Origin of the sequence: Longitalea luteola (genome assembly GCF_017356035.1) — a bacterium.
Lineage (GTDB): Bacteria > Bacteroidota > Bacteroidia > Chitinophagales > Chitinophagaceae > Niastella > Niastella luteola.
This window is the reverse complement of record NZ_JAFIQX010000004.1, coordinates 1-19,128: the sequence shown is the minus strand read 5'-3', so window position 1 is coordinate 19,128 and position 19,128 is coordinate 1. Positions and strand designations below refer to the sequence as shown.

The 19,128-nt window shown below is 45.9% G+C and carries 12 protein-coding genes; 3 read left to right on the top strand and 9 right to left on the bottom strand.

Going from position 1 to position 19,128, the window contains the following annotated elements; translation table 11 throughout:
• Positions 1–124: 124 nt before the first annotated feature.
• The 6 genes from JUB15_RS11490 to JUB15_RS11465 form a co-directional block, all read right to left on the bottom strand.
• Positions 125–1,567 carry a PKD-like family lipoprotein gene (locus tag JUB15_RS11490; RefSeq protein ID WP_207512629.1) on the bottom strand — a complete coding sequence of 481 codons (1,443 nt, stop codon included), beginning with the start codon at positions 1,565–1,567 and terminating at the stop codon, positions 125–127.
• A gap of 20 nt (positions 1,568–1,587) precedes the next feature.
• On the bottom strand, positions 1,588–2,340 hold the full coding sequence (locus JUB15_RS11485; protein ID WP_207512628.1) for a DUF4843 domain-containing protein: 753 nt from the start codon (positions 2,338–2,340) through the stop codon (positions 1,588–1,590).
• Positions 2,341–2,360: 20 nt separating this feature from the next.
• Positions 2,361–3,779: a RagB/SusD family nutrient uptake outer membrane protein gene (locus JUB15_RS11480; RefSeq protein WP_207512627.1), complete on the bottom strand. Its 1,419-nt coding sequence runs from the start codon at positions 3,777–3,779 to the stop codon at positions 2,361–2,363.
• Between the two features lie 20 nt (positions 3,780–3,799).
• Entirely contained in the window at positions 3,800–7,345 is a 3,546-nt protein-coding gene (locus JUB15_RS11475; RefSeq protein WP_207512626.1) for a SusC/RagA family TonB-linked outer membrane protein, read from the bottom strand.
• Positions 7,346–7,368: 23 nt separating this feature from the next.
• On the bottom strand, positions 7,369–8,391 hold the full coding sequence (locus tag JUB15_RS11470; protein WP_207512625.1) for a FecR family protein: 1,023 nt from the start codon (positions 8,389–8,391) through the stop codon (positions 7,369–7,371).
• Positions 8,392–8,492: 101 nt separating this feature from the next.
• A complete protein-coding gene (locus tag JUB15_RS11465; protein ID WP_207512624.1) occupies positions 8,493–9,128 on the bottom strand; it encodes an RNA polymerase sigma factor in 636 nt (211 codons plus the stop codon).
• A 214-nt stretch (positions 9,129–9,342) separates the two neighbouring features.
• Between JUB15_RS11465 and JUB15_RS11460 the strand changes: the two genes are divergently transcribed.
• From JUB15_RS11460 to JUB15_RS11450, 3 genes are all read left to right on the top strand, one after another.
• On the top strand, positions 9,343–10,707 hold the full coding sequence (locus tag JUB15_RS11460) for a TlpA family protein disulfide reductase (RefSeq protein ID WP_207512623.1): 1,365 nt from the start codon (positions 9,343–9,345) through the stop codon (positions 10,705–10,707).
• A 135-nt stretch (positions 10,708–10,842) separates the two neighbouring features.
• A complete protein-coding gene (locus JUB15_RS11455) occupies positions 10,843–11,187 on the top strand; it encodes a YciI family protein (RefSeq protein WP_207512622.1) in 345 nt (114 codons plus the stop codon).
• A gap of 5 nt (positions 11,188–11,192) precedes the next feature.
• Entirely contained in the window at positions 11,193–12,455 is a 1,263-nt protein-coding gene (locus JUB15_RS11450) for an RNA polymerase sigma factor (RefSeq protein ID WP_207512621.1), read from the top strand.
• A gap of 80 nt (positions 12,456–12,535) precedes the next feature.
• Here JUB15_RS11450 and JUB15_RS11445 read toward each other — a convergent pair whose 3' ends face one another.
• The 3 genes from JUB15_RS11445 to JUB15_RS11435 all read right to left on the bottom strand — a co-directional run.
• On the bottom strand, positions 12,536–15,799 hold the full coding sequence (locus tag JUB15_RS11445; RefSeq protein ID WP_207512620.1) for an AsmA family protein: 3,264 nt from the start codon (positions 15,797–15,799) through the stop codon (positions 12,536–12,538).
• 218 nt (positions 15,800–16,017) lie between these two features.
• The gene (locus tag JUB15_RS11440; protein WP_207512619.1) at positions 16,018–17,031 is read right to left on the bottom strand and encodes a PorP/SprF family type IX secretion system membrane protein; all 1,014 of its coding nucleotides are present in this window, start codon (positions 17,029–17,031) and stop codon (positions 16,018–16,020) included.
• 11 nt (positions 17,032–17,042) lie between these two features.
• The coding region (locus tag JUB15_RS11435; protein ID WP_207512618.1) for a T9SS type B sorting domain-containing protein at positions 17,043–19,128 on the bottom strand (2,086 nt) is incomplete at its 5' end.

The window sequence follows — 19,128 nt, the reverse complement described above, 5'->3', positions numbered from 1 at the left end:
CTGAACGCTGAACGCTGAACCTGCCTGCCGGCAGGCAGGCGCAAAACGCAAAAACACCGATAACTGAGTTTTGCCTTCAGCCTTCAGCCTTGCGCCTTCAGCCTTCAGCCTTGCGCCTTCAGCCTTATTTGAGGCTTTTGAATGTTATTTCATTGATCTTATTGAAGCCGGTGAAAACTTTGCTATAGGTATTGTTGACGAAGCTGCCCGTTGGGCTGATGGGGAAATAATAGACCTTGCCCTCACCGTTCTCATGTGTAGCCACAGCGATCAGTTTATTGTTGTATGAATCGGTACTCAATTTCAGGTTGCGGTACATTTTCATGGCCCTTATTTCAGTACCCGCGGGGAAGCTGTATACAGGCGCCGCTGTTTTTGCCGGAACGTCCAGTTTGTAGATCTGATGGCCACTTACATAGTATAAATGCGGCAGTGTTCTTGAGCCTACGAATAACCGGGCATCGATCAAACCGGGTGCACTCAGGATCTCTGTCTTATCCAGGTCAGGGTTCGTTACAGCAGGATTGAAGCCATACGCAAACAACGAATCATTGTCATTGTTTTTGAAGTAGGCGTAGCATTTAGGCGATGCATTCAACTCGGCATACAGCAGTTTCTTGCCAATGTTGTTGAGGTAAAAAAGCCGGGTTCCCGAAGGTGTGGGAAAAGGCGTTAAACTGGATGAACTTGCGTTCAGTTTCAAAAAGCTTTGTGATACGGTGTCAAATACGACATAACCGCTGGCCACACTATAGAGTTCGTAAGGGGCAATGAAGTGGTTTCCGCTAGGCGGCAGATTTAATTTATTAGCGCCTGACGGAGCATTTAGTGAACGGCTATGGATCTTGCCATTGTTCAGCATCATATCCTCGGTGCCGTTCACAAAGTATTCCTGCGGTTTTGGAACGGGCGGCTCCCAGAAGAATTCGTTGAATGTTGACAATTTCTTGAAATCGGAATAGGTAACCTGGATCATATCGGCCGGCGAAATGATATAGATCTTTTGATCACCGTTATGGGTCTTGATCTCAGGGATGCGGAAAGTGCCGGCCGGCAACTTTTGTCCATTATTAGTAGTTGAATAAATATTCCTGAAGATAGTATCAACCGGACTGATCATGGAAATGTCGCAGGCGCCGTTATTTTCTTCTACTACCATCCAGCCTTCGCTATAGGCCGTCAATACGGAAACAACCAATCGCTTTTGATATTCTACGCCTGTTTTTCGATCTTTTGCATAGAGCATGAGGTAATAACTGCCGGGCAGTTCAGTAATGCGGGCTTTCAGGTTTTGCGTCGTATCGAGCACCCGGCGTTCAAGCGGGGTGCCCCCGGCCAGATACAACACCCATTCGAAACTGAATCCGGCGGGATCAGGTATGGTTTGTTCGATCGTTACGTTTACTTTTAGCGAATCGGGCAATATCAGACTGATCGCTTCCCGGTCGGTTTTTAATGTTACTTCGTTTATAGCCTGGTAATCGTAATTGCCTTTGTCTTTATAACAAGCTGCCAGCACGAGCGCTGCCAGGCAAAATATATAAATATTGATATAACGTTTGGTCATGTACTAATCGCTTTTGAGAGTTAGAGTAGCGGAAAAGTTACTTCCTGTCCGGTTTCATCTGTAAGTTTTGTGCCGTTTGTTCTATTATACTCTTCCAGGTAATAAGAGCATGCTTTACCGAAGTAAGTCATTTCTGAAGGGGTTAGGCCTGTAGCACCTGTTGAAAATTCGGTGCGGCCGGTAACGTCGATCACTATTTTATATTTAACCTGGCTGTAGCTGCCAAAATAAAAGACCATAAAGGTATCCCAGTTCAGGGGTTTGGTTAAATAGTCATTGATCCTTACCGGAAAACGTACGGAACCACCGCCCATCGATGCGCCAGATGCCGAATTGTAAATGCCGGGTTGAAAATCATCGGATGCCGCCACTTCCAATAACAGGCGCAGCTCGTTGCTTTTTAAGTCTGGTTTCCTGTATACCAATAACGACACGTTGGTGGTATATTCACCCGCCTTAATGACCGTTGGCAGGATTGTATAATGATCCGGGGTTGCTGTTGAACTGTCGGTCACTACCTGGATGTTCACGCTTCTGTCGTAATCGGCAGCAGCGCCCATTATCCGCAAGGGAATTTTTATAGTGTCGGCCTGCAGCGCGTTCGACTTAATGGCAAAGGAATATACTATACTGTCTTTGTCAGGGTCGTAATGGTCTTTATAGAAATATACCATGCCGGGTTGCGTATAACTGGTCAACTCACTTTTTTTGCAGGCGGTGAACAGCAACAGGAGGAACACCGGCAGGGATATATGCTTTATATAGTTTACCATATTAGTTTTAATTGCATTGATTAAGGTCTGATCGCAAACTCAATTTCATCATCGGGAAGCGGTAAAATCCAGGTGGCGTCGGTCATGTTGATGGTACTGCCATCTACCCGGGCTGTGTTCTTACGCTTGAAATAGTAGAACAGCTGGCCTTCTGCATACATTTCCTTTTTATATTCTTTCAGGATCTCTGCTTCCAGCGTGGCGGCGTTAACGTTGGTAGCCCGCTGGGCCAGTCCCCGGTTACTGCGAATGATATTAATGAAAGCCATTCCTTCCGCCGGTGTGGCGGCGCATTCTGCCGCGATATAATACATTTCGCTCAGTCTTATTATAGGGATATGTCCTCTTAAAGGTTCACTGGTAATGGCATCCTGGTAGTATTTAGATGTAGAAGAACCGGAGGAGAACGTTACAAACAGATTTACATACCGCAGATCGGAACTGCCGCCGCTGGCTGTTTCATATAAATTGTTGAGATTGGTAGCGGTGGTGTACAGTTGCGGGGTTCCATTGGTTGCGTTTGTCTTGAAATATTCGTCTACATATTCGTTGAGTTTAAACGCATACAGTGAAAAAAGCAATTCCGTGACATACGGCCTGTCGCGATTATTAGTAGCTGCGGCAGCAGCGCTGGTGACGAACGGGAAATTTTCAGGCGCACTGGCGATCACTTCCCAGGCTGCCGTTGCAGCGGCTGTTTTATCGCCTTTATATAAATGGATCCTGGCCTGCAATCCCTTCACCGCCCAATAATTCATGTGGTTGCGGGTATAAGCCAGGTAAGGGTCATCAGGATAGTCGTTGCGGAGTGTTTTATCCACGCTTAAGAGTTCTGCTGCTGATTGCAGGTCGGCCAGGCAACTGTCGATCACCTGGTTTACCGGCAATAAAGGATACGCCTCAATGCCGAATGTAGTGACATAAGGAATGGCTTTGCGATTGCCGTCAACTACAGGTGCTGCACCAAACAAACGAACCAGGTCAAAATGCAACAGTGCCCGCAGGGCCAATGCTTCGCCTTTTATGATGTTGTAATTATTGTTCAGGAACAGCTGTTTGTTATTGTCAATTTGCATGAGCACATTGTCGAGGTTCCCAATGGCCTTGTACAAAGTGCCCCAGATATCTTTGATGTAACTTTTTACAGTGGTGTTTTGATAATCATACCTGGCTGTGGTGTAAAACCTGTGGCTGCTTGAGCTGGTGGCATACCGTTGCGCCATGGCATCAACGAAACCCATGGTAAGATGTTGACCGTAGGCCGGCCTGGTAGCCAGCAGCTGATAGGTGCCGATCAATGCATCTTTAAATCCCGACTCTGATGTGAACAGTTCCTGTTGCCTGATATCGGATTTCGGCTGAACATCGAGCCATTTTTTACAACCCATGCCGGTGAAGCAGGCCGGTAACAACAAGTAAATGATATATTTCAGTTTCATTAGTTCTTAGGTTATGATGATCAAAACGAGGTGCTGATATTCAATGTCAGGTTGCGGGCGAAGGGATAATCCAATCCCCTTTCCACCTGGATGGCCGACCAGCGTTTGAGATCATTGGCTACAAAAGTGAATTTGGTATTGCTCAAATTTAATTTTCTGCTCAATTTGTGAGGCAGTAAATAAGAAACGGAAATGCTTTCTGCGTTAACGAAGTTGTTCTTTTGCACAAAGCGGGAAGTGGCCAGGGTGGCTGTGGTCACCGGGTTACCGTAGTCGTTCACCAGCCCTTTAAAAAAGGTGACATCGCCGGGTTTTGACCAGCGGCCGTATAGTACCCGGCGGTCGACGTTATACGTAAAATTGGTCACTTCTACCCTGTCTGCCAGCGTCTGGTTATACAATTTGCCACCCAGTTCATACGCGAAGTACAAACCTACCGTAAAGCCTTTCAGGGTAACGGTGGTGCCAAAGCTACCCCGCAGGTCGGGCACTGTATATCCTACCGGCATTTTATCGGCCGGATCCCAGACATAGGTCAGGGTGCCGTCTCTTTTCACGAACACTTCGCGGCCGGTGGCCGGATCGATGCCCATTGAAGGAACAGCCCACAGCGTATTCACGCTCATGCGTTCCTGGAATTTGAATTGCGGCCTTACCTGTTTGTTATAATTTTCATTGGTCGGAGATGTACTATTCGCATCGTTCAATTCATTCAGTCTTTTCAGCGAATTAGAGATCGACTTAATATAATCGCGGTTATGCAAACCATTTCCGAATATGCTCCAGTAGATCTGCTTGCGCTCATTTTTAATCAGGAACAGGTTTGCTTTAAACTCATAACCTTTGTTCTCGAGCAGGCCGGCATTTTCTTTATAACTGTTGAATCCTACAGAGGGCGGTGTGGTTACATCCAGGATCAGCTGACTGGTAAGTTCGCGGTAAATGTCTACGTTCAGCAACAAGCGGTTATTGAAAAGGCCCAGGTCTAACCCGACGTTGGTTTTGCGGGTAGATTGCCATTGCAGGTTCTCATTGCCATAGCCTTTTAAAGTGGCGCCCACGAGGCCGCGATAATTCTGGTCGGTATAATATTGATAGGTGGTTATACCCATGAATGACTGAAACCGGCTATCGCCTGTTTCTCCAATACTGCTGCGCAGGCGCAACATGTTAATGTATGGTTTATCGGCGAGGAACTTTTCCTTATGCAGGTTCCAGCTTACGCCGGCGCTCCAGAAAACACCAAAACGTTTGTTTGAACCAAATTGCGAAGAGCCGTCTGTACGTAAGCTGATGTCGGCAGCATACCGGCTATCATAACTGTAGTTGAAATTTGTGTACACCGAGATCAGCCGTGAGGTATTATTGGTGTAGGTAGGTTTACTGTTTTCCTGGTAGTTATTACCAAAATTGATCTGGTCGAGCCGTTCATTGGGAAAGCCGGTTGCCGTTACGCTGTAGTAGTCGCTATTGGTTTGCGCTATACTGGTTCCTGTTGAGTTCAACAACAGGTGTTTGCCCAGTCTTTTTGTGTAATCCAATTGCAACGAACCATCGAATGAAAAGAAATTCGCGGTGGTTTTAGTATAACTTCCTTTACGGGTTATACTGGTTACCGTATCGAATTTTGTATGCGTTCCCGGCGCAAACACGTCAGACTCTTCATTTTGTTTTGTCAGCTGCAAACGGCCTGTTAACCGGAAGCCTTTGCCCAGCAACCATTCCAGATTGGTTTGATTGGTCATGTTGCCATACTGGCTTTTGTCGATCGTATTCAGCGATGCATTGTATAATGGATTAAAGTAAGACGTGGTTTGTGTAGGGGAAACGGGCGTTTTTACGACCTCAAGAACCCGTACCAGGTTACCGTTTGAATCGTAGGGATTCCAGTATTGGTTTTGTTTTGTATAGTCGGCGAATGTGCCGTAATTGGAATTGCGTGATTTGTTGTAGGTAACGGATAGAACGTTTTTAAAGAGCAGGCCTTTGTGGCGATAGCTGAAATTCATGCCCCCGCTGTAGTTATCGCGATTGCTGTTTTTCATGACGCCGCTGTTGCTGCTATACATCATGTCTATTCCATAACGGATAACGGCATCGCCTCCTTCCAGGAACAGCGAGTGGCGGGTTCCCAAACCGGTTCGAACAGGTTTATGCAGCCAGTAGGTATTTACACCCCGTTGTACGGCCGCAAGACGGTTGGAATACCGTTCGCGCAAGACAGCGTCGGCATCCGGGCGTATACCTGTGGCATACTCATTGTATACACCTGCCAGTCGTTCTACTTCCAGTTTTTCTGCTGCATTGGTAAGGTCATATACGGTAAGGTCGGGCGCCGTCACCTGCATCATACCGCTGTAGTTCAGCCGCAGTTTACCGGGCATTGGCTGGCGCGTATCGATCACTATAACGCCATTTGCCGCCTTTGACCCATACATAGAGGTTGCGGCGGCATCTTTTAAGATCGTAAAACTGGCGATCCGGTTAACATCGAGGTCGTATATTTTTTGCAGGCTTACTTCAAATCCGTCGAGAATGAATAAGGGCTGATTCGGATTGCTCGTGTAGTTGGCCATGAAATCAGCTCCGGAAGATGGCGTGGCGCTGCCCATTGTTTGCTGCGGGAAATTATTGGTTCCCCGCAACGTTATTGTTGGCAGTCTGTTGGGATCACTGCCGAACTGTACATTGTCGGGAATGCGAACCGAGGGATCAAACACTTTCAATGCATCGAGTATATTTACATTGTTCACCCTTCGCAGGTCCTCGCCCGAAATGGTGGTGGCCGCCCCGGTAAAATTTTCCTTTGGCCTTTTATACATACCGGTGCTTACAATGACCTGTTCAAGCTGTTCTTTCCTGGGCGTTAACTTAATGGTCATCATCGTTCTCTCGGCAGTTGTTATATTCACCGGCGTGAAGCTGATATGCCCTACCGTGATGCTGTTGACCCTGCCGGGTATTCGTATCGTGAAATAACCTTCGGCATCTGTGGTGGTTCCGATCTTCATATTTCGCACCAGGATAGTGGCGCCTGGTACCGGGCTTTCGCCATTTGCAGAAATAACCCGGCCTCTGATCAATTTATCGGGTACTGACGTATCGGACATTTTTTGCTGGCGAGAAACAGGCCGCACGGTAGTGTCGATCTGCAGGTTGTCATTATTTCCAATAATAGCAGCTGCGGGGGTAATGTAATCAGCTGGTGGCAGCTGTAATTGTAAAGCGGTGCGTTTGGCTGTAACGATGGTGAAATTTTTTTCGTTGAGTTGGGCCGCTTTCAAACCTAAAGGCTCCAATAGATCACGTAGTACTTTTTTGGCGGAGTACCGGCCGGGCACAAATTTATAGGAGGTATAAATGCCCTGTACCAATCGGTTTTCGTACGCAAGGTTAATTTTGTAGTATTCTGAGATTGCATCCAGTACAGATCTTACCGGCGTAGCTCCCTGCCATTTAAAGTAATGGCCTGAACCTGCGCTTTTGGCGGAATGAACCCAGAAGGTGCCTAAACATACAGTTAAGGCAATAGCAGTCACCTTGCTTCTGATAAGCAGTTTTTTCATTCGAGCTTTTTAATGTCTGGTTATTACTTGCTGATAGTTATAGTTTGGTTGGTTATCGTGATCTTTACATCCAACATGTTTTCCAGGGCTTTGAATAAGATTTGATGATCTTCCGATGAAATAGTGCCACCAAGAGTGCGGGTTAATAACGAGCTGTCGGGAACATTCACCTTATAACCGTAATTATCTTCTATTAATCTGATGACCTCACTCAATGGGGTGTTGTTAAACTTCAACCGGTTTTCTTTCCATAAGGAGCAATCGACGGGATTGGTTGTGGCTTTTGATAGTGTTTTACTGTCTTTGTTAAAACGTATAAATTCGCCAGGTTGCAGATAAACGGCGGCAGGTCTTGTTTTGAGCTGTACTTTCACCTTACCGGTTTCTAATACTACCTGTTCCTGGTTGCGTCTTGTGTTTATGGTAAATGTTGTCCCCAGCACTTCTACCTGCATGTTCTGTAAATGCACAATAAAACGATCGGCCGCAGTTACCGGTGTGCCGGACTTATTTCTATGCACCACATCGAACCAGGCTTCACCGTTAACCCATACTTCCCTGGGCGCATTCTTTTTGGGCCTTGGTTTGTATCTTATTTCAGAATTGGCATTCAATACCACCTGGCTTCCATCGGGCAATGTTACCGCGCGTTTTTCTCCATAGGCCGTTTTTATCAATACTTCTTTTGTTCGATGATATTGAAAAACGAACAGTCCGCCAACGATGAGCAGAACAGCTGCTGCAGCCATCCAGCCAAGAGCCCTTTTCATTGACCTTAGTTTCGCGGCTGGTGTAACTGACGAGGTAACCGCATTCCAGATCCTGTCTTTGGCTGCATCGGAGGCTTTTTCTTTTTGCACTTGCAGGGCTGCTGCGAGTTTCCGGGCGTCGGTAATCTTGTCAACGAGATGTGGATAGGTCATTTGCAGGGTATTCCAGAATGCATTCCTGGTTCCATCCGGTTGTTTTAACCACAACAGGAAGTCCTCATCCAACATAAAGTCAGCAACGGTGTAATGATAATATTTTGTGTATTGATCAGTCATAAACAAGTCGGATCTTCCCTGCCCGAAACTTTACATTGCGGCAATGGTATTTTAGCGGTTCAGGTGGTTAACTAACTATTAAAACGGAGGAACCTGATTTATTACCCCATGATCTTTGAAAAATATTTGATCACCGGAATTAAAATTCCCGATGGCATCAGTATATGCCATGCTGTACCCTTTAATTGCTCTTTTAAAGCATCTATGGCCCTGGCCATCAATTTATAGGTTCCTTTGGTAGTAAGGTCCATCATTTCGGCAACCTGGTCGTAGGAAAAACCTTCTATATAACGTAGAAAGATCGCTTCCCGCTGGCGCGGGGTAAGTGCGTCCAGGGCAACCGTCAACCGTTTTTGCAAGGAGTTTTCCTCTTCCTTTTTGATCATATTCTTCTCCGGCGACAGGTCGAAGACAAACAAGGCCTTGCCGGCTTCATCGAGGTAAGCGGTTTTATTTTTTGATTTAAGCTTATCCAATACAATGGACCTGAAGGCTCTGAACAGATAGTATTTTACCGAGTTGGTGGCAGAAAGGTTCTGCCGGGTCCGCAGCAGTTTTATAAAAAGGTCCTGGATCGAATCTTCCGTTAAAGAAATGTCATTCAGCCATTTATTACCATAATTATACAGCTCGTCAAAGTAGTGTCTGTAAATGATCTCAAGGCTTTTATCATCTCCTTCCCGAAAGGCATTCCAAATCTTTTGTTCTTCTATATGTTCGTTTTGGTTGGTGTACATGAAACCTTAAAAGTGCCCCAATATTAAAATAAAATTACAGTTTATGTAATTAATTGTTAAGCAACCGTTTTTTCTATTGTCAAAACTTCCTGCCATCCTGGGGTAAAAATCTCATCTCCATCGTTTATGCTATTAGTGAATGATGATGCCGGTGCAAACCGGCCGTAAATTATATTATCTATAAGCAAACAGGCATTTTTAAAATAACTATTAAATGAGAATCAGGGTATTATTTAGTGTATTGTTTTGCCTTGCCACTTCCGTAGTAGCTGCGCAGGGCAAATTGACCATTGTGCAGGGTACGGTCAACAAAGAGAATTTGCAATCGCTTGTTCTGTATGATGTTCAGCAGGGGGAGAAACTGGAACTGGCAACAGCCCGGGTGAATAATCATCAATTTGCTTTTGCATTGCCTCATCCGCTTAAAAGCGGGTTTTATTTTTTAAGCGATCAGCAAAAGAGAAGTTTTATCCGCTTCTACTTAAAAGATGGCGATAAATTTCAGATCACTATCAATGACGATGGTTATGAACTTATACAACCTTCGCCGGAAAATAAAATACTGAAAGAATGGATCAGCTACTCACAGCCGGTAACCCGCATGAGTGTGTTTCCCCGGAAAGATACCGTTACTTATGCCAGCTTCTTTCCTACCCTGGCCGGCTTTTTACCAAAGGCGGAAGCATTCAAGAAAAAAGTAAATACGCCGAATGCGGCTTTCAATGAACTGCTGAAAAGATCGATCGATATTGACATTGAACATGCTGCTTTAAAGTTTCTGTTTACGCCTAATAGCAAGCATCCTGGTAAAAATGATATTATTCCCTATTACGCAAGTATCTACCAACCTAATAAGTTTGCCAATAGTGCCGTTTTATATTCCGGTTATGGGGTTGATCTCATAAGGTTGTACGCAACTTATGTATATACCAGGGTAAAGGAACCTGAAGCAAATGCAAGGTTATCGTTGCCCGAGATCCTTGGTTATTTTGGCAATGATACCATCCGGGGCGTTTATGTGGAAAACCAGATGGCTGGTTACAGATCCCTGGAAAAATTCAATGAAGAAATTGAACCGGTAAAAAAATACCTGATAACTGATTCCATGCAGGCGAGGTATGCACGGGCATTGAAAAAGCTGAGCACGTATAAAAAAGGCGATAAGGCATTTAATTTTTCGTACCCTGATAAAAACGGGAATCCGGTTAGTATGGCCAGCCTGAAAGGAAAAGTAGTGCTGGTGGATGTATGGGCTACGTGGTGCGGTCCCTGTAAAAAGGAGATCCCGCATTTAAAAAAGCTGGAAGAAGAGTTGAGGGATAAGAACATTGCCTTTGTATCCATTTCGGTAGATGAAGAAAAGGACAAAGAGAAATGGAAAAATTTTGTAGAGAAAGAACAGTTGGGCGGCATTCAGCTATACGCTAAAGGCTGGAGCGATTTCACCAAATATTACGACATTCACGGTATTCCCCGTTTCCTGGTGTTTGACCAGGAAGGGAAAATTGTTACAGTAGATTCCCCACGTCCTTCGATGCCCGAATTGAAGGAATTGTTGCTGAACACACTTAATAAATAAAATTATACAGCTAAACAGGCATGCCCGGGGCTGGTATCAGGTGATACCGGCTTACCGGGCATTTATTTTTTTGGATGTTTTTGTCCCCCCGTTTACCTTTCAATCGTTATCATGCAAACACAAAATTGTACGATCATGAAAGAGTTTATGCTGATCTTCAGAAACAGTAATCCGGCACCCGATACTCCAACGCCTGAGCAAATGCAGGAGCGAATGAACTGGCTGGCCGGTATTGCCGCGCAAAATAAACTGGTTGACAAAGGCAACCGGTTGTCTATGGGACAGGCCAAAACGGTGCTGCCGGACAATATTGTCACCGATGGCCCGTTCACAGAGATCAAGGAATTCGTCAGGGGCTATATTGTTGTAAAAACGACAACTATTGACGAAGCCATCGAGCTGGCGAAGGGTAACCCGATCCTTAAAATGGGTGGCAGCGTTGAAGTAAGGGCCCTGTTGACACCCGGAGAGAACAATTAAGCAACATGGAGACATTTGCGAATTCGCATAATGAGCTTTTACCGCAACTTTTCAGGATGGAGTATAGCAAAATGACGGCTGTAATAGGCCGTCTTTTTGGCCTCCATGCCATTGAAATTGCAGAGGATATCGTAAGCGAAACTTTTTTAAAAGCAGCCGAAGTGTGGCGGGTGAATGGCAAACCCGAAAACCCTACGGCCTGGTTGTACACCGTTGCGAAGAACAAAACAAGAGACTATCTGAAGCGGGTTAACCTTTTTGAATCAAAGATCAAAGGCACTCTTCCGCTTATCATCGGCAATAATGAACTGGAGATAGAGCAGGACCTGGATTTTACCCACCAGATCATATCCGACAGCCAGCTGGCGATGATCTTTGCTGTTTGCAATCCGGTAAATTCAACAGAAGCGCAGATCTGTTTAGCGCTGAAAATTCTTTGCGGGTTCAGTATTGAAGAAATTGCCAGCGCGTTCCTCGCAAAAACAGAAACGATCAAAAAGCGATTGTTACGCGCCAGGGCCAACCTGCGTAATCCGTCATTCAAACATGCACTCTCCCACCCTGTGGATGCATCGCCGGCCCGGCTGGAAGCCGTATTACGGGTTTTGTACCTGTTGTTCAACGAAGGTTATTTTTCCAAAACAGACGATCATTTGATCAGAAAAGATCTTTGTTCTGAAGCTATCAGGTTGACGCTTGTTTTAACGGAGCATGCCGCCACGAATACCACTGAAACCAATGCCCTGCTCGCCCTGATGTGTTTTCAGAGCTCACGGCTCGATGCCAGGGCCAATGATGCGGGTGAAGCCATTTTGTTTGAAGAGCAGGATAAAAGTTTATGGAGCAAAGAGCTGATAGCGAAAGGGAATTATTACCTCGTGAATGCCTGTTTGGGCAATGAGATCTCGAAATATCACCTGGAAGCCGGTATTGCCTACTGGCATACTACGCCTACCGGTCAAAATAAATGGGAGCATATCTTACAATTATACAATCAACTCATCATTCTTGAATATTCGCCGCTCACGGCGCTGAACAGGGCTTTTGCCATTGGCAAAGTGTACGGTCATAAACAGGCTATCCAGGAAGTGAAAAAATTAAACCTGACCGATCTCAATTACTATCATGCGCTGCTGGGATATTTGTATGCGGATACCAATATTGAGAAAGCGAAAATACATTATGAGCAGGCGATCACGCTCAGTACCTCCATATCTGAAAAGAATACGCTTATGAAAGTACTGAAAAGGCTGAAGGCGCAAGGCTGAAGGCTCAAGGCTAAAGGCGCAAGGTTTAATACGGAACGTTCTGCGTTATGCGCTGCGCGTTAAGCGTTCTGCGTTCTGCGTTAAGCCTTCTTAGGTTTGCCCAAATTGACTTTATAGTTGTCCGGTGTGCCGGTAATGGTCAGGTTCATAAATCGAACGCGCCTATCCTTGTCCCGGTATTCGATGGCATCCACCTGATCGGGGTCTACTTCCTCCTGCTTTTTATTGAACAACATGCGGAAACCTACCTGGGTTACCATTTTAAGGGGAATGCGCACATAGTATTGCATATTCATATCCAGCGACTGGGTACCGGAGAATTCCAGGAAGCCCAGGGAGGAGTTGATGTTCATGGTAGGAATGTTCAGCGTATTGTCTTTGAAGGTAAGCACATTGCGCAAGGTATCAAAGCGTACCTTCATCATGTTCTTGTCCTTGAAATAGGCCGACATGGCTGCCATGGGCGCAAAATTGATCAGTTCTCCATTATAAATATTTATATCGAGCTGCGCCTGCGACTGATCCAGCATCGGCGTTAAGTCTGGATGTATGCGCATATAACCTTTTACCTGTCCGGTTATATGGCCCCTGATATTTTTGTTGATGACGTAATCCTGCCCAAGGTAATCGAGCTTCAGCATCATTTTTTCCAGGTCAATATCATCTACTTTAATGCGGCTTCTCAGATAGATCTTTTCGGGGTTATTGCCATTGAAATGAGCGCGGGCATCTATCTTTCCTCCTGCCATTTCCATGTGCAGGGTATCGAGGTACAGGTGGTGATTTTCGAGCATGCGTACATTGCTGGCCACGTTCTTTATCCATAACCGGCGGTACTTTATTTTCCCAATGTTCACCGATGCCTTAAAATCGACAAAAGGCACCTGGAAAATATTGAAGGCTTTCGCATGAACCGATGGTGAAGAAACTGTTTGAACTGGCACAGCTGCTTCCGGCGCTGCCGATGTATCACCTCCCCTGCGGCGTCTCGGTCTGGGTTTCTCCATCGTCATATCGAATTTGTAATTGGTCATCTGGTCAACATCGAGGAAGCGTGAATTGAAGCGCAGATAGTTTTCCTTCATCCGCCGGGTGCTGTCTTTACCGGTATACAGGCGCATGTTGATGTCAAAGTCGCTTCTCCCCACTTTACCTGTAAGAGTATCTATTTTGATGAAGTTTTCGGTGTTGAACATCACGGTGCCTTTGATGCTGTCGAGCTCAAACGCATGTTTTGTCAGGTGGCCGGAAACGTTGGCTAATTTTATTTTGGCAAATTTGAAGACAGAATCATACCGCAGCATGGTCTTTGAGCGCAGCCACACATTGGTGGCAACTTCGTCGTGAAACGCTTTTGGAACCGATCGCTTGCTGCGCCGTCCCAACAGGTCTCGTAAGGCCAGCCGTTTTGATTTCAGGTCGAATGCGATCTCCGTTCTGCCTTTTTTCACTGAGTCGAACCACAGGGCATAGTTGTTCACCCGGCCGCTGAATGCAATGTCGGTACTGTCGATAAGACCGGCGAAATTCTTTAACCGCAGGGAGGTATCGGCAATGGTAAGTTCGGCACCAAAATCATGAAAGGTATGCGGGTAGCGTTTAAAACCAGCGTTGAGGCGCTCGATCTTCACAATGCCTTTAGGCAGTGGATTGGGATGCAGCAATTCGTTTACTGAAGTGGTAAGCGATACACCTATATTGAAACCATAGATCTCTTCTTTGCCTCTACGATTCTTTGTCGTGTCGATATTCAACAGTTCGCGCAGGACCATTTTCTGGCTACGGGCATTCAACGTAGCTACTACCGGTTTCGTCTGGTGATGGAAGATGGCAGGCAGATCGCTCAGCGACCCGTTCAAATAGAAATCTGACTGACCGATCCTGCAGGCCAGTGAATCCAGGCGCACAAAACCATTCTTCATGTCGGCATGGAGGTTCAGCCGTTCTACATTATATGGATAATTGGGAATGCGGAAAGTGAGGTTCTTTACGGTGAGTTCGCTTTGAACACCCTCGGTGAGTCGGCCCACCTGTTGTTCGGGCATACTCATATCGACCAGTTCTTTAAAATTCATTTTAAGGCTGATCTGGCCGGTGATGCGCTGCAGGTCCTTAATACCCAGGAATGCGCCGATGAATCCAAGCTCGAGATCTGAATCGACCTGCATGAGTATTTTCGGATTGTCGAAATTGCGCATGATGAAATTTCCGTCGAAAATACCGGTGCCTGGTTTTGCATGTACACCGAGCAGGCGTAATTCAGAGGTGGTCGAATTCTTCTGGTCGCCGTTGGTGTAATAGCCTTTAAAGGCCAGGGAGTCGAGCTTTTTGTCGGATTGGGTATTGTGCAGCCAGGCTTTCGTACAGCCGAAAGAAACGTCTATACGGGGCATTTGTCCGTTGGCGAGACTTCCCTTTACGGTTCCTTCAAAGTTCACATGTCCGTCGTAGCGAAAATGTTTCAATTGTTTGGCTACTGATTCTGGCACAAAGGCAAACAATTGTTGCAGGTCGGGTTTGTCGCCGCCAAATTTTATATCAACAGCATTGTTATTTTGTTGCAGGCTGGCCGAGCCGGTAATATTGAAAACGGCGTCTTCCACTTTCAATTTACCGGTATTTATCGTCACCAGTTCCGTGCTTTTTTCATACAAAACGGCCAGATCTGTTTCAAGGTGTTTCTGGCGGAACAGGGTTGAATTGCCCGGACTCGTATAATCGATGACGAATTTGCCGGTAAGTGCGGCATTTATTTTCAAACTATCGTTCTGAACGGAGGATTGGATGCGTTCTATCTGTGTAACGATATGGCGACCGCTGGGTTTGTCGAGATAAGAGATCGCCATGTTGCGTAAAATGATCTTCCTGATATCCAGTTTCAGGGGCGACTGCGCCGTATCCGTTGCAGTAGTAGTGTCGCTGGTGATGCGGCTGGCCTCTACAATGTTTACCTGCCCATTCTTCTCGGCCACTACGTCAAGGTGCCCGTTCTTCATGCCGATCACCTTTACATTATAATTTTGGTTAAGAATATCTTTGAGGCTAAACCCCGCAAACATCCGTTCTGCCTGGAACAAGGGCTTTTGTGTGGTGCTTTTGCCGCCATAGAGGCGCACATTGTTCAGCCGCACCGATATATATGGAAAATTTTCAAATAAGGAAATCTTACTGCTTTCGACAGAGATGGTGCCCGACAATTTTTTATTGAACTCTTTAACCGCCAGTTTAACCAGCCTTGATTGCTGGGTAACCAGCATGGTAAATGCCGTTGCTACCAACAACACCAGGACAATAACCGGGATCAACAGAAAGCGAATAAGCCTTTTTCGCGTCTTGCTTTTCATGGACGAATTGGTTTGGGGATTCTGTAGGGCCTTAAAGGCAATGCCGGTGCAAAAATAACTGCTGAATACTTAAAAAAATACAAAGCTTTACACTGAAAAGCCTGTTTCAGCATAAAGCTCTGTTCTTAACGAATTCCTGACCGATAAAGTATGTGATGACCGGGGCGGTTTGGTAGATTATTTAGGGCTGTTCGTCATGACATGCCGCCAAATAGCAGCTATTTCCAGGGGCACCAGATGACACCGTCCTTGTGGTCATCTCCCCGAAGTATAAAAGAAAGTTCGAATGTTTTCGGTTTTTGTTCGGCCTCGCTGAGTTTGGAAACAGTAATGTCATAGGATAAGCCGAATTGCATGGTTTTATAACGCAAACCAACGTATGGGATAATGGCATTTTTCGACCAGTACCAAAGCCCGAGGTATAAGATCTGATCTTCGCCGGTTTCATTAATGAAAAAGCCAAGTGCCCCGCCAACTGAAAAATAGCTGGCCTTTGATTGTTCCTGGTAAATGCCGTTGGTGTTGAGCAGGATATAATCATTGAGATAGGTCTCGAAATTGGCGTGCGCTACCTTCCGCATGGCCAGGTATTTGTTAGGATCGTCGAGCACTGTTTGCCTGGGCCTGTTCAAATGGAATACCGCAACGCCTGCATCGAAATTGCTTCTGTCATTGGTATAGCTGTACGTGGCGCCGGCACTGGAGGAAAAATAGGGTTTCATATTCGTGCGTGCGGCTTCTCCCGATGGTAAATTGGTATTGAATCCATTGCCGGTAAATTGTTCAGGATAAATGAGGCGGTGAAATTCTATGCGTTTGCTGGCAACTATGCCCCCCACGCCTATTCCCAACCGGTGATCGCCCATATTATCTGATAATGTAATGTTATACGATACATTCACAGATCCATATACGCTTTTATGAATGCCTGACATCGCATAATCGTACATCAACATGCCGCCCAATCCAAACACGCTCGTTTCAGGCAGTTTATCTTTCATGATCTTGCTGTCAAATGAGACCGTTCCGGTCGTGTATGGACTGGCAGGGCCTATCCACTGGTCCCGGAAATTGGTGACCAGGCGCCATTTGCTATTGATATTCGCCGTTAAACCCGGATTGATATTTAATGGTGAAGCAAAGAATTGGGAAAAGCTTGGGTCCTGGGTCCATGCGAAGCCCGGAATAAGCATCCATATCATTGCAATTGTAGTAGTAAGTTTTCGTTTCATAACGCAAATTTTTATCGTAACAACATTGCATTACCTGCTTTCTTGAATACGGTACCATCATTACCTACCGCTTCCACCGTCCATGTATAAGTGTCCATCACCTGTGGCACTCCTTTGTAAATGCCATCCCAGCCTTTGCCTAATTCTCTGGTCTCAAATACCAGCTCGCCCCATCTGTTGAATACCCGGAAATACCGCAGCTCAACTATGTTAACGGTGAATGGGAACAGGAGATCATTATGGCCATCTTTATTATGTGGCGACCAGGCTGTGGGCACCCACAGGTTAGGCGGCTCATTAACCTGTGTGCGGGCGATCACTTTTACGGTTTGGGTATCAACCACTATACAGCCACCATCTGATGTTATATAGATGAGATAATCCATGCGTTGAGAATAGTTGAACACAGGGGTTCTTATATCGCTCTTGCTTAAACCTATGGATGGTGTCCATTTATAGGCGTAATTGCTGCCGAGATCACGCGCCCTCAGTTGGGTAGACTGATTAATGCCGGTTAATACTTCGTTATACCTTAAACCAGCAGGCGGAATGATCAGGTTAGCGGTAGCAGATGCATTCACGGCAGTATTCGTGCACAAGGCATCCGATACGCTGGTAATAGTATATGTGGTATTTGTTATTGGCGCAATTTCTGTTTCATATACTGATGTTGAGATGTTATTGAAGGTGTAATTGGCAGTGCCATCAGTATAGGTTACACCGAATGGGGCCTGACCAGAGAAGGTGATCGTTAACTTAGTTTTTACGCCGGGGCAAATATTACCAGCTGTAATGTTGGCCGTGGGCGCCCGGTTTATTTGAACGGATACCGATTTAATGCTTTGGCAGCCTGCAGCATTTGTTGCTTTGATATAATATATGCCATTGTTGCTTACAGCATTTGGAGTAGTGAGCGGACTGGTAGCGGTTGGGTTCGTCCAGTAAGAAAGGATGAGATCCGGGTCGCTACCAGCGGTAATTGCTGCTGCTGTAATATCGATGGTTGGTTTACATTCAGCAGCTGGATTATTCACCTTTAAGTTGGGTGAAGGCTGCAAGGTCAGGTTCGTTATTATGGTGCTGTCGCAACCTGCCTGGTTCGTAAAGGTGGAGGTATATACACCACTGGCCGTTGCAACAGTGCCATTTGGTAACCGGTAAGAAGGTTCGCAAGTGGCTATGTTTTCCGTTCTGGAAAATGATGAACTTACATTCAGTATTAATGTGATAACGGAATCGCAACCGGCCACGCTGGTGCGTGTTGCTGTGTAGGTACCGGCGGCGTTGTATGTGTTGCCATTCCAGGAATAGGGTAATTGGACTGGGCAGATGGTTACTGTTTGTGTTGAACTGAGTGTTGGATTTATGTTCAGGATGAGTGTGGCAATAGAGTCACAACCAGCGGTGCTGGTGAGTGTGACATTGTATGTGCCTGCCGTGTTGTAGGCATTGCCGATCCAGTTGTAAGGTAACTGGTTGGTACAGATGGTTGCTGTCGTGGTATCGGTTAAGATGCTGTTTACGGTAAGGATGAGGTTGGTGATGGAATCGCAACCTGCGCTGCTGATGAGGGTGTCGCTGTAAGTGCCAGCGGCGTTGATGTTGATGCCATTCCAGTTATATGGAAGCTGGTTGGTACAGATGGTTGCTCTGGTAGTATCTCTGAGAATGCTATTGACAGTCAGGATGAGGTTCGTGATAGAATCGCAACCGCTTCGGCTGATGAGGGTGTCTTTATATGTTCCGGCTGCGTTAATATTAATACCGTTCCAACGGTATGGCAACTGGTTGGTACAGATGGTTGCTATGGTGGTATCTCTGAGAATACTATTGACAGTCAGGATGAGGTTGGTGATGGAGTCACAACCGCTTCTGCTGATGAGAGTGTCTCTATAAGTGCCAGCGGCGTTTATATTAATGCCATTCCAGCGATATGGAAGCTGATTGGTACAGATGGTTGCTCTGGTGGTGTCTCTGAGAACGGTGTTGACAGTCAGGATGAGGTTGATGATTGAGTCACAACCTGCTTTGCTGGTGAGGGTGTCGCTGTATGTGCCCGCGGCAGTTATGTTAATGCCATTCCAACGATATGGTAAC